This is a genomic window from Synechococcus sp. R55.2 (assembly GCF_047462075.1).
GTDB lineage: Bacteria > Cyanobacteriota > Cyanobacteriia > Thermostichales > Thermostichaceae > Thermostichus.
On record NZ_JANSIH010000360.1, the window covers coordinates 1 to 19,853 of the forward strand.

Annotated in this window: 23 protein-coding genes and 1 tRNA gene; 8 read left to right on the forward strand and 16 right to left on the reverse strand. The window is 58.2% G+C overall.

Annotated features, from left to right (window positions below; translation table 11 throughout):
* The first annotated feature begins 299 nt into the window (after positions 1-299).
* Positions 300-629 (forward strand): YggT family protein, encoded by a 330-nt coding sequence (locus NW838_RS11480; protein WP_414355873.1) that lies wholly within the window; start codon positions 300-302, stop codon positions 627-629.
* A gap of 75 nt (positions 630-704) precedes the next feature.
* On the forward strand, positions 705-2,075 hold the full coding sequence (locus tag NW838_RS11485) for a cytosine deaminase (protein WP_414428079.1): 1,371 nt from the start codon (positions 705-707) through the stop codon (positions 2,073-2,075).
* Between the two features lie 97 nt (positions 2,076-2,172).
* On the opposite strand, the gene NW838_RS11490 is transcribed toward NW838_RS11485, so the two are convergent.
* Together NW838_RS11490 and zds are read right to left on the reverse strand one after the other, a co-directional pair.
* A complete protein-coding gene (locus NW838_RS11490; protein ID WP_414355874.1) occupies positions 2,173-2,745 on the reverse strand; it encodes a Uma2 family endonuclease in 573 nt (190 codons plus the stop codon).
* Between the two features lie 352 nt (positions 2,746-3,097).
* Positions 3,098-4,540, reverse strand: coding sequence for a 9,9'-di-cis-zeta-carotene desaturase (gene zds, locus NW838_RS11495; protein WP_414355875.1), 1,443 nt, complete (start codon positions 4,538-4,540; stop codon positions 3,098-3,100).
* Positions 4,541-4,692: 152 nt separating this feature from the next.
* On the opposite strand from zds, the gene NW838_RS11500 reads away from it, so the two are divergent.
* Positions 4,693-4,764, forward strand: a tRNA-Gly gene (locus tag NW838_RS11500).
* A 106-nt stretch (positions 4,765-4,870) separates the two neighbouring features.
* Here NW838_RS11500 and NW838_RS11505 read toward each other — a convergent pair.
* From NW838_RS11505 to NW838_RS11525, 5 genes are all read right to left on the reverse strand, one after another.
* Complete coding sequence (locus tag NW838_RS11505) at positions 4,871-5,698, reverse strand: D-alanyl-D-alanine carboxypeptidase family protein (protein ID WP_414428074.1); 828 nt, start codon at positions 5,696-5,698, stop codon at positions 4,871-4,873.
* Positions 5,699-5,746: 48 nt separating this feature from the next.
* Positions 5,747-6,184: a peroxiredoxin gene (locus NW838_RS11510; protein ID WP_011432689.1), complete on the reverse strand. Its 438-nt coding sequence runs from the start codon at positions 6,182-6,184 to the stop codon at positions 5,747-5,749.
* A 70-nt stretch (positions 6,185-6,254) separates the two neighbouring features.
* Positions 6,255-6,872: an HD domain-containing protein gene (locus NW838_RS11515; RefSeq protein WP_011432688.1), complete on the reverse strand. Its 618-nt coding sequence runs from the start codon at positions 6,870-6,872 to the stop codon at positions 6,255-6,257.
* Positions 6,873-7,096: 224 nt separating this feature from the next.
* The gene (locus tag NW838_RS11520; RefSeq protein WP_414329613.1) at positions 7,097-8,233 is read right to left on the reverse strand and encodes an NYN domain-containing protein; all 1,137 of its coding nucleotides are present in this window, start codon (positions 8,231-8,233) and stop codon (positions 7,097-7,099) included.
* 362 nt (positions 8,234-8,595) lie between these two features.
* Positions 8,596-9,708, reverse strand: coding sequence for a dockerin type I domain-containing protein (locus tag NW838_RS11525; protein ID WP_414355880.1), 1,113 nt, complete (start codon positions 9,706-9,708; stop codon positions 8,596-8,598).
* Between the two features lie 165 nt (positions 9,709-9,873).
* Here NW838_RS11525 and NW838_RS11530 point away from each other — a divergent pair, with 165 nt between their 5' ends.
* On the forward strand, positions 9,874-10,236 hold the full coding sequence (locus NW838_RS11530; protein ID WP_414344659.1) for a hypothetical protein: 363 nt from the start codon (positions 9,874-9,876) through the stop codon (positions 10,234-10,236).
* A gap of 24 nt (positions 10,237-10,260) precedes the next feature.
* Complete coding sequence (gene rpmB / locus NW838_RS11535) at positions 10,261-10,497, forward strand: 50S ribosomal protein L28 (protein WP_011431026.1); 237 nt, start codon at positions 10,261-10,263, stop codon at positions 10,495-10,497.
* A gap of 39 nt (positions 10,498-10,536) precedes the next feature.
* Here rpmB and NW838_RS11540 read toward each other — a convergent pair whose 3' ends face one another.
* Positions 10,537-11,265 carry a pentapeptide repeat-containing protein gene (locus NW838_RS11540; protein ID WP_414328957.1) on the reverse strand — a complete coding sequence of 243 codons (729 nt, stop codon included), beginning with the start codon at positions 11,263-11,265 and terminating at the stop codon, positions 10,537-10,539.
* A gap of 254 nt (positions 11,266-11,519) precedes the next feature.
* Here NW838_RS11540 and gshB point away from each other — a divergent pair, with 254 nt between their 5' ends.
* Positions 11,520-12,467, forward strand: coding sequence for a glutathione synthase (gene gshB, locus NW838_RS11545; protein WP_414355881.1), 948 nt, complete (start codon positions 11,520-11,522; stop codon positions 12,465-12,467).
* A gap of 398 nt (positions 12,468-12,865) precedes the next feature.
* On the opposite strand, the gene NW838_RS11550 is transcribed toward gshB, so the two are convergent.
* The 3 genes from NW838_RS11550 to NW838_RS11560 form a co-directional block, all read right to left on the reverse strand.
* Positions 12,866-13,486 (reverse strand): biotin transporter BioY, encoded by a 621-nt coding sequence (locus NW838_RS11550; RefSeq protein ID WP_414355882.1) that lies wholly within the window; start codon positions 13,484-13,486, stop codon positions 12,866-12,868.
* Positions 13,487-13,950: 464 nt separating this feature from the next.
* Positions 13,951-14,433, reverse strand: a complete 483-nt coding sequence (locus NW838_RS11555) for an ABA4-like family protein (RefSeq protein WP_414355884.1) — start codon at positions 14,431-14,433, stop codon at positions 13,951-13,953.
* 128 nt (positions 14,434-14,561) lie between these two features.
* Positions 14,562-14,996: a hypothetical protein gene (locus NW838_RS11560; protein ID WP_414428075.1), complete on the reverse strand. Its 435-nt coding sequence runs from the start codon at positions 14,994-14,996 to the stop codon at positions 14,562-14,564.
* A gap of 148 nt (positions 14,997-15,144) precedes the next feature.
* Here NW838_RS11560 and NW838_RS11565 point away from each other — a divergent pair, with 148 nt between their 5' ends.
* Positions 15,145-15,408 (forward strand): sulfiredoxin, encoded by a 264-nt coding sequence (locus NW838_RS11565; RefSeq protein ID WP_011432677.1) that lies wholly within the window; start codon positions 15,145-15,147, stop codon positions 15,406-15,408.
* On the opposite strand, the gene NW838_RS11570 is transcribed toward NW838_RS11565, so the two are convergent.
* The 5 genes from NW838_RS11570 to NW838_RS11590 form a co-directional block, all read right to left on the reverse strand.
* On the reverse strand, positions 15,394-16,083 hold the full coding sequence (locus NW838_RS11570) for a response regulator transcription factor (protein WP_414358159.1): 690 nt from the start codon (positions 16,081-16,083) through the stop codon (positions 15,394-15,396). The two genes, NW838_RS11565 and NW838_RS11570, sit on opposite strands and share 15 nt — an antisense overlap.
* 190 nt (positions 16,084-16,273) lie before the next feature.
* Positions 16,274-17,062 (reverse strand): ABC transporter permease, encoded by a 789-nt coding sequence (locus NW838_RS11575; RefSeq protein WP_414428076.1) that lies wholly within the window; start codon positions 17,060-17,062, stop codon positions 16,274-16,276.
* On the reverse strand, positions 17,059-17,862 hold the full coding sequence (gene cobA / locus NW838_RS11580) for a uroporphyrinogen-III C-methyltransferase (RefSeq protein WP_255344543.1): 804 nt from the start codon (positions 17,860-17,862) through the stop codon (positions 17,059-17,061). The genes NW838_RS11575 and cobA overlap by 4 nt, the downstream gene beginning before the upstream one ends.
* A 43-nt stretch (positions 17,863-17,905) precedes the next feature.
* Positions 17,906-18,448, reverse strand: coding sequence for a sirohydrochlorin chelatase (locus tag NW838_RS11585; RefSeq protein WP_414428077.1), 543 nt, complete (start codon positions 18,446-18,448; stop codon positions 17,906-17,908).
* Entirely contained in the window at positions 18,421-18,699 is a 279-nt protein-coding gene (locus NW838_RS11590; RefSeq protein WP_414428078.1) for a CbiX/SirB N-terminal domain-containing protein, read from the reverse strand. The genes NW838_RS11585 and NW838_RS11590 overlap by 28 nt, the downstream gene beginning before the upstream one ends.
* A 142-nt stretch (positions 18,700-18,841) precedes the next feature.
* Between NW838_RS11590 and NW838_RS11595 the strand changes: the two genes are divergently transcribed.
* On the forward strand, positions 18,842-19,795 hold the full coding sequence (locus NW838_RS11595) for an asparaginase (protein ID WP_414358152.1): 954 nt from the start codon (positions 18,842-18,844) through the stop codon (positions 19,793-19,795).
* Positions 19,796-19,853: the final 58 nt, after the last annotated feature.

The following is a 19,853-nucleotide window of genomic DNA, read 5'->3' on the forward strand; positions in this document are numbered from 1 at the left end:
TGCCCCAGCCCGCCCCACACTAGAGGCCAAGATTGCCGAGATAAACGAGGCGAAGCAGTCCACCCGGGCTCAGTTGCTTGTCAAGGAAGTGCCTGCCCCTGCTGCTGAGGAAAACTCTTGAGCTTGAGCGGGAAGAAGGAACCTCAGGGGTCTCCCGCCCATGTCAAACTAGAGGCGGCAATGGCTTTCTGCCTTGCATCTTTGGATGGGTTGCCATCGGATGTGAGGTTTGCCTCTGCTGACGGCGTTTGGTCTGTCTGACTGATCTGTGTTTTGTTCATTCCCTTCTCTGAACCGCTATGATGCTTAGCCACTTGTTGTCTCCTCTCGCCTGGATGGACGGCCTCTCTCTGGGGTTGGTCTACGGCACTGCCGGGTCGTTGCTGTTCCGCTCCCTTTACCAGTTCATCGTCATTTACAATGCTCTGCTGATCGTGCGGATCTTGCTGAGCTGGTTCCCGCAACTGAACTGGTCTAACCCCATCCTGTCGGTGCTCAGCCAACTCACCGATCCCTATCTCAACCTGTTCCGCGGCATCATCCCCCCCATTGGCGGCTTGGACTTTTCCCCCTGGCTGGCCTTCATTTTGCTCAGTTTTGCCATGCAGGTGGTGGGCCAGTTTGCCTAGCCGCTGTAGCACTGGATTCATCTGGATAGGCCGGGATCCCTTTACGATGGAGAGCTGCTTTTTTCGTTGCCCGCCATGCAGATCCCCGGCGTTGCCCACTACTGGCTGCTGAATGCTCAGGTTCCCCTGTCGGTACTGAAGGAGGCGGTGCCAGGAGCTGTTCCCAACCGCGATAACCTGGTGTTGCTGGATCTGGAAATCGAAGGGGGGCAGATCCGCCAAATCCAGGCGGCAACAGGGATCCCGCCCCAGGGGATCCCCAGCGTGGATCTAAGGCGGGGCCAAGTGTGGCCGTGTTTTGTGGACATCCATACCCACCTGGACAAGGGACATGTGTGGCCGCGCACCCCCAATCCCGATGGTACCTTTGCCGGGGCGAGGCAGGCCGGCCAGGAAGATTGGGTGAAGATGAAGCAAGCCTATGACGGGGATCCGGAGCAGTTTCGGGAGGATCTCTACCGTCGCTTCAGCTTTGGTTTGCGCTGCAGCTATGCCCATGGATCCCAGGCAGTGCGCACCCATCTGGTCTGTGAGAATCCTCAGGTTATGGGGGCCAGCTGGGAGGTGTTTGTTCAGCTGCGCCGAGAGTGGGCGGGCAAGCTGGAACTCCAGGCGGTCACGCTTCTGAGCTTGGATACCTTTCTCACCCCTGCAGGGGAAAAGCTGGCGGACAAGGTGGCGGAAGTGGGCGGGATCCTGGGTGGGGTGGCGGCGATGGGGCCGGAACTGGATCGGCAATTGGATCGGGTGTTTGCCCTGGCCAAGGAGCGGGGCCTGAATCTGGACTTTCATACGGATGAGACGGATGATCCCGGATCCCTCACGTTGAGACACGTAGCAGCGGCGGCCTTGCGCAACGATTTTCCCCATCAGGTGGTGTGTGGCCATTGCTGTAGCCTGGCCGTGCAACCGCCGGAGGTGGCCCACAAGACTATGGCCTTGGTCAGAGAGGCGGGAATTGCCGTGGTCAGCCTGCCCATGTGTAACCTATATTTGCAAGCCCGTAACCCCGGCCATACCCCCCGCTGGCGGGGAGTGACGCTGTTGCATGAGCTGAAGGCTTTGGGCGTGCCGGTGATGATAGCCAGCGATAATTGCCGGGATCCCTTTTATGGCTTTGGGGATCACGATGGCTTGGAGGTGTTCCGGGAGGCCACCCGCATTTTGCACCTGGATACCCCCTATGGGGATTGGCCCCAGGCCATCACCACCACCCCTGCCCGCATCATGGGCTTGACCGAGCGAGGGCAAATTGGGGTGGGCTTGCCGGCAGATCTGGTGCTGTTCAAGGGACGTGGCTTTGACGAGCTGCTCTCGCGACCCCAACATGACCGGGTGGTGTTGCGTCAGGGGCAGGCCATCGACACGGCTTTGCCGGACTACAGCGAGCTGGACGACCTAATGGAGAGGGTGGGAGCAGCGGTTAGTTCTGGCTCCAAGCAGTAGAGCAGGGTTACTTGAATTGCAGCGAAGCAGCTTGGGGATCCCTGGCGTTTCTCCCCAGAGTGGGAAAAATGAAATTTGGAGTCATGGGGTGGGTCGGTTATCCCCAGATTAGGGTGAGATCCATAACAAAGCCAGGAAGAACGGGATCCCCAGACAAGCTGGTAGGTCGCTCCAAAACTTGCACCGGCTGACCTGTGCGATAGACATAGACCTTCCCGCTTTCCGGGTCGATTAACCAGCCCAGTTGGGATCCGTTGTCCAGGTACTCCTGCAGCTTGGCCTGAAGGATGGCCAGCTCGTCAGTAGGAGACTTCAGTTCCAGCACAAAGTCAGGGCAGAGGGGAGCAAAACGACGGCGCTGCTCTGGGGTGAGCTGCTGCCAGCGCTCTTTGGGCATCCAAGCAGCATCGGGAGAGCGAATGGCCCCATTGGGCAAGGCAAAACCGGCGGAAGAGTCGAAGACAAAACCTAAGTTCTTGCGTCGATTCCACTGCCAAAGTTGGCCCAGTAGGTCGGCGTTGCGGAATCCACTTTCGCTGCCTGCAGGGGCCATGGCGATCAGTTCTCCTTGGGCGGTGCGTTCCAGGCGCAGCTCAGGATTCTGCCGACAAAGCTGCTCGAAAACTTCATCGGTTAAATTCACAGCCGGCTGCAGGTTGAGGGCGATCATCATCCTTCCTGGGCAAAACTCTCAGGGTATGGGGCCTGTGGCTCGTATTGATCCCCTAGGATGGAGCGTATTTTTTGGCGAGGGGCGCGAAGGGCTGGACTTCTACCCAACTCTCGGCTTTGGGCCAAGACTTCTGGTACCCACTGTGACATACTCCCGCACTCATGCCGACACAAAGCGCTCCGCGCCGCTAAAGCGAGAGAGTGCAGGCTTCAAGGGCTCCGTCCCGCTGGCGCGAATGGGAGGGCAACCCGACAGAGGAAGTGCCGTAGCAGAACCAGGAACCGGAATCCTCGCCCTTTATGACGGGGAGTATGTCAAAGGGGTCAAGTGCCATCAGGTGAAAGTCCTCCTATTGGGGATCCCTGTGGGCAGCCAGAATGGCCTGAGCAGCCAGGTGGCCGGAGAGGGTGGCCCCTTCCATGCTGTCGATGTAGTCTTGGGCGGTGTAGCTGCCGGCAAAAAAGAAGTTGGGTATTGGGGTCTTTTGCTGTGGGCGATAGGGATCCATGCCCGGCGCTTCTCGATAGAGGGAGTGGGCCAGTTTCACCACGCTGTACCAGGTCATGTTCAGTTGCCGGGATGAAGGAAACAGCTCGTGGACTTGGTGCAACACGTGCTGGGCAATTTGCTCGTTGGGCATGGAAATGAAGGGATCCCCCGGCGTGAGCACGCATTGTAATAGAGATCCCTGGCCGGGTTTGTAGTAGTCGGCGGGGCTGGTGAGGGCCAGATCGGCAAAACAGGAAAAATCGGCATCGGCAGTGTAGAGGAGATTATCGATGCCAAGAGCCTCTGGGTGTTCGCCAGCTCGTTTGGCCTGGCCTTGGGGGTTCAGCTCCGTCACCCAGCCATCGAAGCGCAATTGCACCGTGGCCACCGGTACGGATTCCAGCTTGTAGAGGTTGTCGAATTGTGGCCACTGCCGCCACACTTCCGGGATCAGCCGCTTGGCCCCTTCCACCGCCGCTGCGCACACGTACACATCTGCCTCTACCCGCTCTCCATTAGTCAAGAGCAAGCCGGTCACGGGGTAGGGAGAGGAGTCGCTCACTTCAATGCGACTGACCCCTCTGCGGGTGTGGATCTGGCCCCCGCGGGCTTGGATGTAGCGGACGATGGGCTGAGTGAGGTAGGTGTCCGGGGATCCCTTGAGGAGATTGAGCTTGGAGGCTTCTGTTTTGCTGGCAAACATCTGAAAGATCGTCAGCATACAGCGGGCAGAAATCTGCTCCGTGTCAATAAAGCCCAAGGCATAGGCAATCGGGTTCCACATCCGCTTCAGGCTACCTTCGGATCCCCCATGCCGACGAAACCAATCGGCAAAGCTCATCCGATCCAAGGCGCGAATTTGCCGCATCGCCCCTTCATAGTCCAGCAAGCCGCGAATCAAGGGGCTGGTACCCAGCGCCAGAGCATTGCGCAGCTTGTCCGCCCAAGAGAGCTGCTCGGTGGCGAAAAAGGCTTTGAGGCCGTTGAAAGGTGCCCCCAGGGGAAAGCGAAAATCCAGACTGGCCGTCTGCCCGCCTCGGTTGACAAAGGTGTGGGTGTGTTGCTTGGGCAGCAGGTTCTCGTAGGCCCCCACCTTTTTCATCAGGGCAAACAAATTGCTGTAGTTGCAGAAAAAAACGTGCAGCCCCATCTCGATGTGGTTGCCATCGGCATCCTGCCAGGATCCCACCTTGCCGCCGACAAAAGGCCGCGCCTCGTAGAGCTGCACCTCGTGTCCTGCCTCGACCAAATCGACTGCCGTCACCAACCCGGCCAATCCGGCCCCAATAATGGCTACCCGCATAGCAATACCCTCAAACAGGCGCTGCCCGGGATCTCGCCCAGACTTTGCGCAACTGCAAAGAAAGATGAACTTCTCTCATTCTGGAACAAAATGCGCCAGGGATCCCTGACTTGACAAACCACCACAAAGCTTGCCATCATAAACTTCCCGATGCGGATGTAGCTCAGTGGTAGAGCTTCTCGTTGCCAACGAGACGGTCGCGCGTTCGAATCGCGTCATCCGCTTGCTTAGGCTTGTGAACCCATTCAAGAGGGGAATGAGATCCCTGCAAGGGAGAGGGCCGTGACGGTAGTCCCAAGGAGCTCCCCCTTTCCTCTCTCCCCAAAGGAGTCAGCCCTCACTCCCAGCTCTTCTCCCTCTGGAAGACGGGAGAGTAGGGGTCTCGGTTTGATTGGGCTGATTTGGGAATGGTTTGATTTGGGGAGCGTAGAAGGTCTCCAGGCTGTCACGGTCGCCCACAAAGCGCCAGTGCCAGGGCTCGTAGCTTACCCCCTGAGGGTTGTCTCTGGGGAAAGACAGCTCAAAGCCAAAGCGGGCCGCGTTGCTCTGCAGCCACTGGAAGGCCGGGGTGGTCTCAAAGGCTTCTTGAGTATCCCACTGCGGAAACCCGGCATCCCCAAGGTCGATGGCATAGCCAGTGTGGTGCTCGCTGTAGCCAGGGGGAGCGCTGACCGCAGCTCGCTCCTCGGGTCGCAAGGCTCGAGATTGGGCCAATTGAAAAAACAGGAACTCCTGATCTGCAATGGAGCGAAACCCCGAAATGGGGACAAGGCGGATCCCGGCAGCTTGAGCTGCTTCGCTCATGCGAAGGTAACTTTCAGCAGCCGCCTGGCGTAGGCGCACCTCACGACCGTGGTAGTGGCCCACCACCCGCAAGCTATCTGCAGGAGCTTCTGAATAGGCATAGTGCCCCAGCAAGGAAGCTCGCCCATTCTGCACAGTTGGCTGCGGCAGAGGGGGCTGACCGGTTTCTTCCAGAACTTGGGGATCCGCCGCCTGCTGGGATCCCGGTAACTTCTCTATCCCCCAACCCGCCAGGAGCACTAGCCCAACCAGCACCAGGCCCAAGACTAGACGGGACCTCAGGGCAGGCACCGAACTTTGCGCTTTTTTCGCCGGAGTGGACTGGCGACGGGCGACCGGAATGTCGTCGTTCATGCGCAAAGGCCGGGATCTAGCGAGGAGTACTGAAAAGAGGCAGCGTTTCTACAAACCCAAATCCGCCAAAATATCGCGGGCATGGGTTTCGGTATTGATGTTCTGGTAGACCTTGGCAATTTTGCCCTCGCCATCAATGACGTAGGTCACCCGCTTGGCATAGCCGCCCCCATCCACATCGTAGGCGCGGGTAATCACCCCACTGCTATCCACCAGTAGGGGGAAAGGCAAGTTGTACTTTTCGGTGAACTTTTGGTGAGAAGCTTGGTCGTCCATGCTCACCCCCAGCACCACCACGTCCTTGCTTTGGTAGTCGGCGTAGGCGTCGCGGAATCCACAGGCTTCTTTGGTACAGCCGGGGGTGTCGTCTTTGGGGTAAAAATAGAGGACAACGGTTTTGCCGGCAAAATCAGCCAGCGAAACCTGGTTGCCTTGGGTGTCAGTGGTGTTGAACCCAGGAGCAGGGGTGCCAACAGCGAGAACCATAGGTGCGTGACCCAAAAAGTGTGATGAATAGGGCTGCCCTCAGCATTTTCTTCAGCCCTGCTTGTCTCTGTCAAGGCATTACCGCTCCAGCTTGGCATTGCAACTCAGCCACCAGCTCTTGAAGCTCCGCCGATAGATTGCCGGGCAGCCGTCGCCTCAGAATCTCTGCCAACGATCGATAATACCACAGGGATCCCTCTTTTCCGGCGGAAAACCGCTGCCAGAGTTCATCCCCCAGTTGGCGAAAATCCCGCAAGATGCAGCGGGCGTTGTGCAGCTTGTCAGAGGCGGCCACCAACAAAACCGAGGCATTTGCCGTTTCCAGGTGCTTCAGGTAGGCGGTTTTGCGCTCTTTCCAGTTTTCTTTGGGCTCGCCTCGGGAGCCATCGCTTTCGGTATCCGTACATCCCAGGATGATCTGCAGCACCCGTTCTCCAAAGTGCTCCCGGATCTGTTGCTCAATCTGGGCCCGGGGCTCGCCTGTGTTGTGGGGGCCGTCCTCTAGGCTGTCGTGGAGCAGAGCGGCAATCGCTTCATCTTCATCCGCCCCATGCTCCAGGGCGATGGCTGCTACGGCCAACAGATGGCTGAGGTAAGGGATCCCGGTTCCCTTGCGGGTTTGAGAAGCATGCCAGCGATGGGCATAGTGCATTGCCTGCACAAACCGCTGTGTGAGTTGCGTTGACATCTGGACTCTCCAATTGGGGTTAAGTTGACTGCTTGGGCAAGGTTGATCCAAGCGAGTCTCAGGCGTTGAGACTGCAAATCAGAAAATGGTTAGAGAAGATGAGCACTTCTGATCACTTCAAACAAGGTTAAGACGCTGTGCCGCCTACCCTCAACCCCAGCCCCTCTCCCTGCCTTGGGAGAGGGGAGTCAGGGATCGATGTAACTGTGCTGAGATGGCAAGGTTTAGCCGGTGGCCGGAGTCTGTTTTGCAGGCAGCGGCACCAGCGTTCCTGTCCCCTGCCAAGCGCACAAATCCACGAACTGGTCGGCTATCCGAATTAACGCCGGGTTCGTGTTCGGCCTGTAGGCGGCTACCTCCAGCCGGCAGCCTTGGCGGCGGATATGCTTGAGGGCCGGCACAAAATCTCCATCCCCACTCAGCAGCAGCACCGTCTCGTAGTGGGAGTGCATCGCCATCAAGTCCACGATCAGCTCCCCATCCAGATTGGCTTTGCGGCTGCCGTCGGCGTGGATCACCACCGGCTTGGTGACCACCCGATAGCCCTGTTTTCTCAACTCCCGCAGGAAACGACGCTGAGCTAGGTTGTGGCGATCTACCCCGCTGTAGACATGCACTTCCATCTCGGATCTGCCCTGGGCCAGCCAGCTGAGCAGACTGGGATAGTCGAGATGGGATCCCCACTGCTGGGCGCTGGCGTGGAGATTGGCCGCGTCGATGAACACCCCCAGGGCTTTGCGGGGAAAAGCAGGGTTCGGCTGGGATGCCACCAGCTGCTGCAGGTGTTGGAGTTGCGCCTGCACCAACTCCAGTTGCTCCAAAGTCACTTGGGGCTGGGATACCGGCAGAGCATTCAACCGCAGCTCCACGGCTTTTAACCGCTGCTGGATTTGCTGGATGGCCTGGGTGATGGGGGCCAGCTGTTGCCGCACGGACAGATGAGACGTGGGCCGAGCTTCGAGGGCGTCGATCCGCCCTTGTAATGTTTCCAGTTGGGCCGCCGTCTGCTGCTGCTGTACCCAGATGGGCTCCAAAACCTTTACTTTCTGCTCGAGCTCTTGAATGGCTTCAGCCGGGGAAGCCAAGGTCTGCTGCAGAAGGGACGGTTCAGCAGTGAGCCGAGCGTCCAGCACCTCGAAACGCGCTTGCAGGGTCTCCAGTTGGGTTGCTGTCTGTTGCTGCTGTGTCCAGGTCTGTTCCAGAACTTGGCCAAGCTGTTCTTCGCGGCGGCGGATGGCAGGGTAGGCTGCTGCCAAAGGTAAGAGCCCCCAGATCACTTGGCGGGTCACCAGGGCCGTCACCCCCAGGGCCAGGGATCCCGTCCACAGCCAGGTTAAGGGGAAGGCAGAAGCCCTATTCATGCTCATAGTTAGCTCTCCTCAGTTTGGGTTATCGATCTGCTCGGTTGCCAGGATTTCACCTCACTCACATGGGCCACCTCAGGGATCCCTCTTGAAGAGCAAGATGCACAGAACTCACAGAGGCATCGAAGAGGAGCAATTCAGCAACTGCAGTATGCCGGCTGTTGGAAGGGGAATCTTCCAATCGCTGGACAAACGTATTTCCCTTGTTGAGCAAACGGATCAGATATCGAGTCAGTTATCGAAAGCAGGCTCAAACTTGTTCCTCTTGACCGACAGGCCCCGTGGCCCGCTCAACCTGGATTCAACGTCCAAGCTATTGGCTGACGGTATGGGCCGTAAAACCATTGAACGGAGCAGGGTCAGTTGGGGATCTCGATGGTTACGTTAGCCAACTGCACATCGTCATGATCCACCCAGGCTCCACCGTGCCGGATGACTGTATCACCTCCCAGCGGCACCGAGATGTGCAGGGATCCCCCGAAAAGGGGAATGCTGATCGGTACTTGGGGACCACGGGTGACCATGGGGGGCTGAATCAGGGTTTTGCCAGTGCGCAGGGTAACAGTGTTCAGGCCCAGGCGCAGATGTTGCAGCGGCAGGGGAATCTGTAGGTTATCTCCCCCCAGGTGAATCTGCTCGATTTCCACTCCGTTCAGGATGACCTGCATGGGAGACATATTGGCGCTGGGGATCCGGGATTGGCCGGCCCGATAGGCGGCGGCAGTATCCAACCCAATCAGGGATCCAATCCGCAAAACCGGTGGGCGCGAAGGCAGGCGTTGCAAAGTGAAAGAGCGGGTCATCTCCACCCCTTGGGCAGGGCCCAAAAATTGCCCGGCGGCAGCCGATTCCGGTGAGTACTGGTTATCCCCCAGGCGGATGACATTCGCCTCCAGTACCAAAGTTGTGTTGGGATCCCAGCGCTCCAACTGCAGTTGCCAAGGCCGATCCCCGCCGGCTTGACCGTTGCCTGTACTTTGGGAATAGGGCAAGTAATTTTCCAGCCGCGCCACCAAAATTTCTTCTGCCGGCAGCGGCCCTGGCAGGCGAAACCGACCCTGGGCATCGGTGCGCACCGAAATACCCGCCCCCGGAATGGCCACCTCCGCCCCGGCCAAGGGCTGCCCTGTCAGCCGATCCACCACCTGTCCCGAATAGGCGGAATCCAACTGCACCTGTCCTGTGGGCACATCCGTTGCTGCCTGAATGCGCTGCTGCAACACTTGCCAGTCGGCTTCTGTGATCCGTCCATCCTGGTCGACATCGGCAGCTCGGATCTGGTCGTCGGTCAATCCCCGTTCTCCCCGCAAGTAGGCCCCCAACAGGTTGAGATCCTGCACCGTCAAACGGCCATCCCCATCCAGGTCGCCCGCCTGAAAGGGCTGCGCGTGGGCAAAAGACACGCCTATCCAACCCAGGCCAAGGGATCCCAGTAGCAAAAGAGAATGAGCCAAACAGGAGACCCTAAACATGGCAACTCTCCTGGGAGTTGTTCATGTTCTAACGTAATTCACCTCCTCGCAGCAGGGCTAACCGAGCCGGTGTAGAGTACTCTTGAGCGCAATTTTGCTGGTTCGCCTTTGGTTGCAGGAGCCGAAAACTTAATGGTAGGATAACCGTGGTGGCTTGCCTGTTCTATGGCTCGATACTCTTGCGTTACCCAGCTTGTGGGCTCAGCCGAGCAGCTCAGCGAGTCGATCCGCGCTGTTTTGGAGCGCTGCCAACTCAATATCCTCCACAACAGCCTTGATTATTGGGTGGCCGGCGAGCCTCCCGGAAAAAATCCCCACACCAAACTGGTGACGGTGGAAGTGTTTGTGGATCGCACCCGTCAGGCTGCCGACGGCTCTGTACAGGTGACCTGCATTGCCAAAAATGAAGAGCTGCCCCTAAAAAGCGTTAACCACTGCCAACAAACCTTTGACCGACTGAAGGCAGAGCTAGCCCAGTTGCAAAGTCAACTTCAGCTTGCTGCCCAACAAAAAGATGCCTTACGATAGCTAGGCTGAGTTTGCTTTGATCCCATGGCGCGTCGCTGCCAACTAACCAACAAGAAACGCAACAACGCTTTTGCCATCTCCCACTCCCACCGGCGCACCAAGCGCCTGCAGGAAGTCAATTTGCAGTGGAAGCGCATCTGGTGGGAAGAGGGTAAGCGGTTTGTTCGTCTGCGCCTTTCCACCAAAGCCTTGAAGACTCTCAAGGCCAAAGGGATAGGAGCCATGGCCCGGGAAGCCGGGATCGACCTCAACCAGTTTTGAGTTTTCTCTTTAGCCCGGTTGTCCTTGACGGCTCCAACCTCACAGCAAGCCAAAAAGCTTACGGGACTTGGGTTGCAATCCCGCCAGCAAGGTGTTGAGGGTATCCCGTTGGGTAAGCTCGTTGGTGCCGCTGGCCCGCTCGATTAAGAGCTTGCGCGTCTCATCGGAGAGCTTGGCATCGGTAAAATCGGCTCCACTGAAGAGCGTGTTTTCAATCTGAGCGTCCCGTAGGTTGGCCCCCACCAAAATGGCTTGTTCTAGGTTGGCAAACTGAAGCTGGCAACTCACCAAGGCAGCCTGGGAGAGGTTGCAGCGAGATAGGTTGGCCTGGCGGAAGTCGGCGGCAAAAAAGTTCCCCTCCGCCAGATTAGCAGCCACCAAGCTGGCTTCGCGAAAGATGGAATGGCTGAAACGGCCCCCCTGAAAGCTGCTTTTGTCCAGTTTGGCGGCGGTAAAGTTGCTGTAGTCCCCCAGAGCCTGGCTAAAGCTGGATCCCCGTAGATCTGAGGCGGTAAAATTGGCCCGCTCTAGCTCAGCGCGGCGAAAGTTGCACAGACGTAGGTCGGCTTGCTGCAGGCTGATCGAGCGCAGGTTAGCCCGCGTCAAATTGGATTTGGGCATCTGAATGCGGTCGAACAGGCCCCGCGAGAGGTAGGCATTCTCCAGGTTGGCACCCACCAGGGAGCGCCCCTCACGCAAGGCTTCCAGCAAGTCCCGCGTGGTTTCAATGCGAACCGGCTCTGAGGGTTGAGAAGGGGGAGCACTCACAGATGGAGCATTCCTCACAGGTTAGGCCAGAAATCCGGTCAACCCAGCCGAGAACTGAGGGCCAACTGGGGATTCCACCTATCAAGCTAACGTTTGCGTCGCCTGTCGAGGTTAAGAGGATATTAAAAAGACAACTCTGCATCGAGCTTTCCAGAGGGGGTCTTCTCTTGTGGAAACAGCCTACCGGGGGAGAGCCATCGGCTCCGATTTGTTGCATACTCGGGGCAGCCTTTCGTCAGTGAACCACACCTCCCATGCAGGTAGCTTTTATTGTCGATCCATTGCCTCAGTTGCAGGTGGGCCATGACACCAGCATTGCCCTGATGGAAGCTCTGCAGAAACGGGGGCACCGCATTTTCTGCCTGGGCCTGGCGGATCTCTACTGGGATCAAGGGGAAACGTGGGGATCCCTTGAGGAAATCCGGTTGGATCTGCAAGCGGATCCCTGGTATGAGGTCAAAGACCGGCAACTGCTGCCCCTGAGCCAAATGCAGGCGGTGTGGATGCGCAAGGATCCGCCGGTGGATACGGCCTATCTCTATGCCACTTACCTTTTGGATCGTCTCTCCCCCAGCCGCACACTGGTGCTCAATCATCCTGCCGGGATCCGCTCGGCCAACGAAAAGCTCTATGCCCTGCAATTTCAAGAGTGGATCCCGCGTACCCGCGTCAGCAGCAACAAACGCCTGCTGCGTCAGTTCGTCGAACAGGAAGGACAGGCGGTGCTCAAGCCTTTGGGTGGCAAAGGTGGGGAAGGGATCCTGAGGGTCAATGCCGGGGATCCAAACCTCAACTCGTTGATTGAAATGAGCACCCAATTTGGTCGGCTGCCTGTGATGGTGCAGGAGTATTTGCCACAGGCGGCGGCAGGAGACAAACGCATTTTGCTGCTGGAAGGAGAGCCTTTGGGTGCCGTCAATCGGATCCCTGGAGAGGGAGATTTTCGGGGCAATATTGCCGCCGGCGGTCGAGTGGAAAAAACCAAGATTACCGAAAAAGAACGGGCTCTCTGCGGGGCTTTGGCGCCGGTGCTCAGGCAGGAGAAGCTGTATTTTGTCGGGATTGATGTTATCGGGGAACGACTAACCGAAGTGAACGTGACCAGCCCAACAATGCTGCGAGAACTCTGTCAGTTGGAAGGAGTTGACCTGGCAGATCAAGTGGCTCAGTGGCTGGAAAAGAAGGTGCCCGTCAAGGGCTGAATGACTACCCACCAGGATGTTTCTGGGATCCGGCGCGTCTGTTGCATGGCAGGGATCCCGTCTATTTAGGGAGTCTATAGAGATCAAATTATAGCTTGGAATGACCATAGTAGGTTGAGTTCAACTTTTTCCGGTCGGCAGATAGAAAATAAAAAGCCCCACAAGGGGGCTCTGCCGCGACCAGTCAGCGACTTATAAAACTCTAGAGCAATATAAAGAAAAGCTCCATGAATAGGCCGTATTGAACACCGTATTGAGCACAGTTTTTAGAATCTCAGAAAAAAGGCCAAATCCTCGGAGCTGTTATCTTTTTTTTAGATTTTCCGACCCGAGGCTAATCCCAGGCCCCTTCTGCTTTGCCGGAGCGGTCTTTAGAGTTGCTGCTCTTGCCCAGTGGGCTAGGAGTCTGCCGGTGGCCTTTCCCGACCCACCCAGCGCCAGATGGTGGGCAGCAGCACTGCCGCCAGTCCGCACTTCACCAAGTCTCCTGGAATAAAAGGGAAGACCCCTTTGTTGAGGACGGCCAAGATCGAGGTGGGCTCAACATTCTGGTTCAGCCACACCCCTAGCCAAGTGGCTCCTAGCAAATAAATCAGAGCTGAGCAGGACAACATCGCCAGCGCCATCTTCCAGGGGTTGCGATCCACGCCCCAGCGCTCCACCAACCAACCCATCAGCCCTGCAGCCAGGGGAAAAGCCAATAGGTAGCCCCCCGTCGCCCCCGCCAAGTGGCTAAGCCCGGATCTGCCACCGCTGAAGAAGGGCAATCCCAGGATCCCTTCCAGCAGGTACACCAGCAACGTGAGAAAGCCCAGCCGTGCCCCAAAGCCTGCCCCCACCAGCATTACTCCAAAGGTTTGTCCGGTAATCGGTACCGGCGTGAAGGGCAGAGGGATCCGCACCTGAGCCAAGGCAGCTACGAACAAACTTCCCCCCAGAACCAGCAGGAGATCCCGAGTTCGGGAAGGGCGAGGCAGAACAGTTTGCGCCAAGGGTGTGTGAACAAAGGTAGCAGTCATGAGAGGTTTGCACTCCTGTTTACCCGAAGACTGAGCTTGAGGCCCCGTCCCATCGCTGCGCGGAAGCAAGCCAGTAGGGCGGGGAGTATGTCAGGGTTTCAGAATACAAGAATTCGGTTACCGAAAAACTGGGTTTGAAGCCCCGCCCTTTAAAGCGGCTTTGTGCTACGCCGCCTGCAGTGCCAGGGTAGTCAGCCGCTCTCGCCCACAGCAGCACAGGGCGCATTGTTCGCGTAAACGGGCTGTAGGCCCTAAACCCGACAGCCTGACGGTTGGATCCGACCTCAGTGGGTTTTGTGGTTGTTGTTTACAACGGCACCTAAAGGCACTCGGGAACCACCCTGTGTGCTGGCGAGTACGTAGCGCTGGGGAGCTGCGTGGCAGCAACGTTGAGGTCGAGGATGATCCCACGCTGCTCATTTTGCACCCTGTGCATCGGAAAGAGCCATAAAGCCAAGCAGGGGCTAGATGGATTCTTGCGGCACTTCTGAGCCTTTTTCAGGTTGAGCGACACTGGGCCGGTTCTGGCGAGTTGCTTGTACAATCGCCACCGTAAGCAAATGGGAGAGCAGACCCACAGGCCCGGCAAACAAGCACAAAATCAGGGAATGGGTTGTCCATACTCGCTTATCCCACCCTTCCAAGAAGATCCAGCGGCCCACAAACAAATCCATGACGATGTAGTGTACCCATCCCGTCGCCATAACGGCGGGTTGACTGAATAGGTCGGTTAGGCTGGTCAGAGACAGTTGAGGGTCGGAAAATTCCTTGAGAACATCCGCGTTGAACCCGGTGACCAAAAGATACAAATAAACCGCCGCCAGAAGAGCGATGGGCAAAAGCGATTCCATCACTTTGCGGGTTACCTTCCAACCCGGCAGCAGAATCATCAAGGCCCAAAAGGGCAAAGCAAACCAGTTGGCCCCGTTAAAGATCATCTCCAGCATGCTTGGAACCCCCAACGCTACCTGTCCATTATCGGCCCAATGCCCCCTGGGGATCCCTGCAGTAGCGGGTGGAAATGGATAGGAGTTATTCCTGAAGTTTTTTTCTGGAGCCAGAGGGATCCCGGTCGCTATTCCGGTTGGCGGAGCCTAGCAGTCGCAATGGAGCTGACCGCACGGCCACTGTCGGTGGTGGCGGCAATGCGGGAAATGCGGGATCCGGTGTCGGTCATGGCCCAGAAGCTGCTGATGCTTTTGGCCGTAGAGGTGGGTTGAGCTGGGCCGATGGGGGATTCTACTGCCTGGGAGTCTGGGGATTTTTCCTGAGCAGGGATCCACACCACAGGTTCCTCACCCCGTTGGGCTGCTGCAACTTTTGGGGCGGGATGTTCTGGTGTGGGCTCAGGGGCTTCTTCTTTGCGGGCGGCCTCTGCAGCAGGGACATTCCGGGGAGAGGGCTGCTGAACCAGCCTCTTGTCAAGGGGTGGTCGTGGCGCGGCAGCGGGGGGTGCAGGGGGGGCTTGGCCGGCGATCTTTCCCCATAAGGCTTTGAGGAGTTGCCACATGGCTGGGTTGGCTACTGAGGGAGAGAGCAGTGAGGAATGGTGTTATCCTGCCATGCTCTGGCCTGAGAATCCATCCCCTCTGCCAGTCTTGATAGAGCAAAGTCATAACGAGTATGATTAAGTAGCTTGCTTAGGGAGAAAGTTCAACATGGCGCAGATTCGCGAGATTCCCCTTGCCCAAATTCGCCGCCCTTTGCCGCGGCAAACGGATCCGGATAAGGTGCAGGCGCTGATGGCTTCCATTGAAGCAGTCGGCCTACAGGAGCCCATTGAGGTTTTGGAAGTGGAAGGGGAGTACTACGGGTTCTCCGGCTGCCATCGCTACGAGGCATTTGTCCGCTTGGGCAAGGAGCGGATCCCCTGTCGGGTGCGAAAAGCGCCACGTGCTGTTTTGAGGCTACACCTGGCCTGAAAGGGATCCCTTCTGGCCCGGCTCCTCTTCGGCGGTGTAGCCCCGTTCGTAGGCAAAACGCACCAGTTGCGAGCGATTTTCCAAAGAAAGCTTGCTGAGGATGTTGGTCAGGTGAGTTTGCACGGTGCGCGGGCTGATGAACAGCTTCTCGCCGATTTGCTTGTTGGTGAAGCCGCGAATGACTTCCCGAAAGACCCGCTCCTCAGCAGGGGTCAGGGGCAATTCGGGTGGAGTGGGTCGGGGGGCCGCTTCCGGTTTTGGCTGGGACTGCTGTTGGATTAGCCGCAGAATTTCCGATTGGGTGCGGCGGGAGCGTTCAATCTGGGCCTCGATTTTGGCCACCAACTCCAGGGGTTCAAAGGGCTTGATGATGTAGTCATCCGCCCCCCGCTCGTAGCCCTGAACCCGGTCATCGATCTCTCCCCGCGAAGAGAGAAAAATGAAGGGGACGAGCTCGCCGCCGCGCTGTTGGCGCAGTTGTCGGCAAAACTCAAAGCCGTCCATTTCCGGCATCACCACATCTGAAACCACCACATCCGGCTGCTCTTGGGCAAACAGACGCAACCCTTCTACACCCGAAGCGCCTGTAGAAACCCGATAGCCATGCTGAGTCAGGTGGCGGCTCAGCACCTTCAGGGAGAGGGGATCGTCATCTACGACCAGTACACGCTTCATGAGGACTCGAGGAGGCTGTCAAGGAAAAGGGTAAAGCGCTATTCACCTGTTATCTGTCGCTATTTTAGGGAGACGGACAGGATTCGTCATTTGGCTACGGAGACTGAACCCATGATAGTGGTTTCAAGGGTGGCCTGGTTGAAAGCTGAAGACTACGGTAGCTGTGAAATGAGGGACTGAACCTGGGCCTCTAAGCTCCCATTCCCGAGTACTGTTGCAAGCCTTTGCGCCATAACCAGCGATTGGCCAGCCAAAACAGGCCCGCCCAGGCCAGGCCCATGCCAAAGCCGCCCAGGATATCCACCGGGATCCCTGCCCAGAGGCTGGCGGGAAAATGCACCAGGTAGGGGAAGGGTGTCCAGGCCAAGACCTGGCGCACGGGTGGTGGGAACACCTCCAGAGGAGCGATCACCCCCGAGAAAAACAAGTACACCAAAAAATGGAATTGCTCCAAGGCCGTCACCCGTTCCACCCAAAAGGCCAGCAGCGCCAGGGTGTACTGCATGAGAAAGCGCAGGGCAAAAGCCAGGAGAATGGCCAGGGATCCCAGCCCCGCCTGGGCCCAAGAGGGGATCCAAAAGGCACGGGGGTAGAGGACGAAGAAAAGGGCGATTAAAACCAGGGTAAAGGGGAGACGGGCCAAGCGCTCCATCAGGTGGCTGGCCACATGGTGCCAAGCGGGATCCAGAGGCTGCAACAGGCGAGGAGATAATTTGCCTTCGACCACCTCTCGCTCAAAGTCCCAGATGACCCAGACGATGGTGAACTGGCGCACCAGGAACACCGCCAGAAAGTAGCGGATGAACTCCAGAGCAGACAGCGAGAAGTCTCCTGAGCGGGCTGCCTCGCTCCACACCCCCATCATGATCAGGGGCAGGGATCCGGCCAGCACCCACAGGATCAGCTCGGCCCGGTACTCCAGCATGTAGGCGTAGTAGGCGGAGAAGAGGGCACCCAACTTGCGAAAGAAGGCGTTCATGGAGATTCCGGTTGCGCAAGCGCTGCGGAGCAATACGAGACTGGCGGACGCAAAGTGGGCAACAAGCTGGCCAGGCTGACCACCGCTCCCACCACAACAATTGAAGGCGGTGCTACGGGCGAGGGCTGCCCAGCCAGAGTCTGCAGGCGGAGCAGATGAATCTCTTGCTCAGGGGTGGTGCCCCAGCGGATCAGGGCAACCGGGGTATCGGGAGCTTTCCCTCCGGCCAACAATTCAGCGGCAATGTGGCTGAGGTTGTGCATGCCCATGTAGATCACCAGGGTTTCCACCGCCCCGGCCAAAGCCCGCCAATTGACCTGAGGGCGGTATTTCCCTGCCGCCTCATGTCCGGTAACAAAAGCAACTGAGGAGCTGAGGTCGCGATGGGTGAGAGGGATCCCGGCATAGGCGCTGGCGGCAATGCCCGCCGTAATTCCCGGCACCACCTCCACTGGGATCCCGGCCTGCACCAGAGCCAACATCTCCTCGCCGCCTCGCCCAAAGATGAAGGGATCCCCCCCTTTGAGCCGCACCACCACGGCTGCCGTCCGAGCTTTCTCCATCAGCAAGGCTGTGATCTGCTCCTGGGGCAAGGTGTGAGCGCCGCAGTGTTTGCCAGCATAGATCCGTTCTGCCGTCGGCGGGATCAGCTCCAGGATGGAGGATCCCACCAGAGCATCGTAGATGACCACATCCGCGTGGGCGAGTAGCGCCTTTCCCTTCACCGTCAGCAGCCCTGGATCCCCAGGCCCTGCCCCCACCAAATACACTTTGCCCATCTCAAGTCCTGGTCGCGTCATTGCTGTTGGAAATATCCATTTTGAGGGAACGGGAAAGATTCGGCTATTCCAGCGCCGGGCTAAAAGCCTGGAGTGTCTCCACAATGGCCTGCATCAGTTGAGGATCCCGCCAGAGGGGCGGCTCCACCTGGATTTGGAGCAGAGGCCATTCCCGCTGTAATCGCTGAGCCTGTTCTTGTAGGGCGCGCAGCAGACCGCCTGGAAAGAGAAAAAACGGCAGCACCCGTAGACGGCACTGGCTAAGGCGCAAGCAATGGATCACGACCGCTTCTAAGGTGGGGGACTGGGCAGCAAAAGCCACATGCAAGGGGATCTCGGGCAAGCGCCGTTGCACAGTTTGGATCCCTGCTTGGAGCTGGGCGGCAAACCCCGGCAGACGGCTGCCATGGCCAAGCACAATCCAGGCATCTGCCCGTTCGCCGGATTGCCTGAGCTTTGCAGAGCAAGAGGGCTGTGGAGCCAGAATGCGAGCCACCAACAGATCCAGGAGGGCCGGGTGCTGGCCAATGGGGGGTGTTAACCGGATGGGCAGGCGCGGCCAGCGAGCTTGAACCTGCTTCACCGCAGCCGGTAAATCCTCTTCCACGTGGGATCCCCCCCCATAAACAGTGACAGCAGCACCACCTGATTGGGAGATCGGCCTGCGCCCAGCCAAGCTGCCAGCCGTCCTTGAATCTGTTCGGCCAGGGTGAGAGGCTGACCTTCCAACTGGGCCAGCTCCACCGGCTGGGGAGCCAGCTGCTGCTGCACCCGGGCCAACAAATCTGCCAAAGCCTGCTGATAATCGGGATCCCGGCTGCCGTGACAGACCAAAAACACCAGGGGATTGGAGGACATGGCAGAGGTCAGGGATCCGAGCGGAAGGGTTCCATTTTGCTACTTTAGGGGATCCCGCCAACTTCTCGCGTAGGATCTGCGCGTATGATTTGAAGAGTACACACCCTCTTTCCCAGCTTCGTCAGCCCTTTCCCAGGTTTTCATGTCATTTGAGAATCGTTCCACCGCCCCCGAACTCTTAATCCATGTCTTGCGGGAGGGGTTGACCGAATCTATCCATCATTGCCAAGCTGTCGTGGCCGATAGCCGCGGGCGTTCTCTGGCCATGGCCGGCAACAGCACCACCCCCGTCTTTGCCCGTTCTGCCCTCAAGCCTTTCCAAGCGCTGGCCATGCTCTCCACCGGCATCCGCGAGCGCTACCGCCTCACTGAGAAAGATATTGCCATCATGTGCGGATCCCATCAGGGCACCACGGCTCATGCGCGGCAGGTGTTCAGCATACTGTGGCGGGCCGATCTATCTCCCGATTTGCTGGTCTGCCCCACCCCACCCGGCAAGCCCAGCCCCCTGTGCCACAACTGCTCCGGCAAACATGCTGGCATGCTCGTGGCCAGCCGCGCCCAAAACTGGACCTTGTCAGACTACGCCCAGCGGCAGCATCCGGTGCAAGCCCTGGTGCGGGCCAAGCTGGCGGATTTGCTGCAAATGCCCTCGGAGGAGTTTTTGTTTGCGCGGGATGACTGTGGGGTGCCCACCTACCAACTGCAACTGAATCACCTGGCCTCCCTATTCGCCCAACTGACCGCCGGCGAGCGGCCCGACTTGGAATCGGTAGCACGGGCCATGACCCATCACCCGGAGATGGTGGCTGGACAGGGGTGTTTCGACACGGAGTTGATGCGGGCTACTCAAGGGGATCTGGTGAGCAAATCGGGTGCTGAAGGGATCCAATGCATTGGCCGGGTAGGGGAAGGCATGGGCCTGGCCATCAAGGTTCAGGATGGAGCTGCACGGGCCAAATATGCTTTGGCTTTGCACCTGCTGCAGCGCATGGGCTGGATCCAACCTGCCGCCGCCGAGATGCTGGGGGAGCGCTTCCTCAACGTCGGCCCCTACACCCGCCTAGAAGTAGAAGGGGAACTGCGCATGCCTTGAAGACTCAGCGCTGGAAGGGGTTTTGGTAAGGATTGGGGTTGGAGCTCTGGCCTTTGTT

Excerpts from the sequence above, each read along its gene's own strand:
- NW838_RS11480 (WP_414355873.1), top strand. The coding sequence starts at position 300 with ATGATGCTTAGCCACTTGTTGTCTCCTCTCGCCTGGATGGACGGCCTC.
- NW838_RS11485 (WP_414428079.1), top strand. The coding sequence starts at position 705 with ATGCAGATCCCCGGCGTTGCCCACTACTGGCTGCTGAATGCTCAGGTT.
- NW838_RS11490 (WP_414355874.1), bottom strand. The coding sequence starts at position 2,745 with ATGATCGCCCTCAACCTGCAGCCGGCTGTGAATTTAACCGATGAAGTT.
- zds (WP_414355875.1), bottom strand. The coding sequence starts at position 4,540 with ATGCGGGTAGCCATTATTGGGGCCGGATTGGCCGGGTTGGTGACGGCA.
- NW838_RS11505 (WP_414428074.1), bottom strand. The coding sequence starts at position 5,698 with ATGAACGACGACATTCCGGTCGCCCGTCGCCAGTCCACTCCGGCGAAA.
- NW838_RS11510 (WP_011432689.1), bottom strand. The coding sequence starts at position 6,184 with ATGGTTCTCGCTGTTGGCACCCCTGCTCCTGGGTTCAACACCACTGAC.
- NW838_RS11515 (WP_011432688.1), bottom strand. The coding sequence starts at position 6,872 with ATGTCAACGCAACTCACACAGCGGTTTGTGCAGGCAATGCACTATGCC.
- NW838_RS11520 (WP_414329613.1), bottom strand. The coding sequence starts at position 8,233 with ATGAATAGGGCTTCTGCCTTCCCCTTAACCTGGCTGTGGACGGGATCC.
- NW838_RS11525 (WP_414355880.1), bottom strand. The coding sequence starts at position 9,708 with ATGTTTAGGGTCTCCTGTTTGGCTCATTCTCTTTTGCTACTGGGATCC.
- NW838_RS11530 (WP_414344659.1), top strand. The coding sequence starts at position 9,874 with ATGGCTCGATACTCTTGCGTTACCCAGCTTGTGGGCTCAGCCGAGCAG.
- rpmB (WP_011431026.1), top strand. The coding sequence starts at position 10,261 with ATGGCGCGTCGCTGCCAACTAACCAACAAGAAACGCAACAACGCTTTT.
- gshB (WP_414355881.1), top strand. The coding sequence starts at position 11,520 with ATGCAGGTAGCTTTTATTGTCGATCCATTGCCTCAGTTGCAGGTGGGC.
- NW838_RS11550 (WP_414355882.1), bottom strand. The coding sequence starts at position 13,486 with ATGACTGCTACCTTTGTTCACACACCCTTGGCGCAAACTGTTCTGCCT.
- NW838_RS11555 (WP_414355884.1), bottom strand. The coding sequence starts at position 14,433 with ATGCTGGAGATGATCTTTAACGGGGCCAACTGGTTTGCTTTGCCCTTT.
- NW838_RS11560 (WP_414428075.1), bottom strand. The coding sequence starts at position 14,996 with ATGTGGCAACTCCTCAAAGCCTTATGGGGAAAGATCGCCGGCCAAGCC.
- NW838_RS11565 (WP_011432677.1), top strand. The coding sequence starts at position 15,145 with ATGGCGCAGATTCGCGAGATTCCCCTTGCCCAAATTCGCCGCCCTTTG.
- NW838_RS11570 (WP_414358159.1), bottom strand. The coding sequence starts at position 16,083 with ATGAAGCGTGTACTGGTCGTAGATGACGATCCCCTCTCCCTGAAGGTG.
- NW838_RS11575 (WP_414428076.1), bottom strand. The coding sequence starts at position 17,062 with ATGAACGCCTTCTTTCGCAAGTTGGGTGCCCTCTTCTCCGCCTACTAC.
- cobA (WP_255344543.1), bottom strand. The coding sequence starts at position 17,862 with ATGACGCGACCAGGACTTGAGATGGGCAAAGTGTATTTGGTGGGGGCA.
- NW838_RS11590 (WP_414428078.1), bottom strand. The coding sequence starts at position 18,699 with ATGTCCTCCAATCCCCTGGTGTTTTTGGTCTGTCACGGCAGCCGGGAT.
- NW838_RS11595 (WP_414358152.1), top strand. The coding sequence starts at position 18,842 with ATGTCATTTGAGAATCGTTCCACCGCCCCCGAACTCTTAATCCATGTC.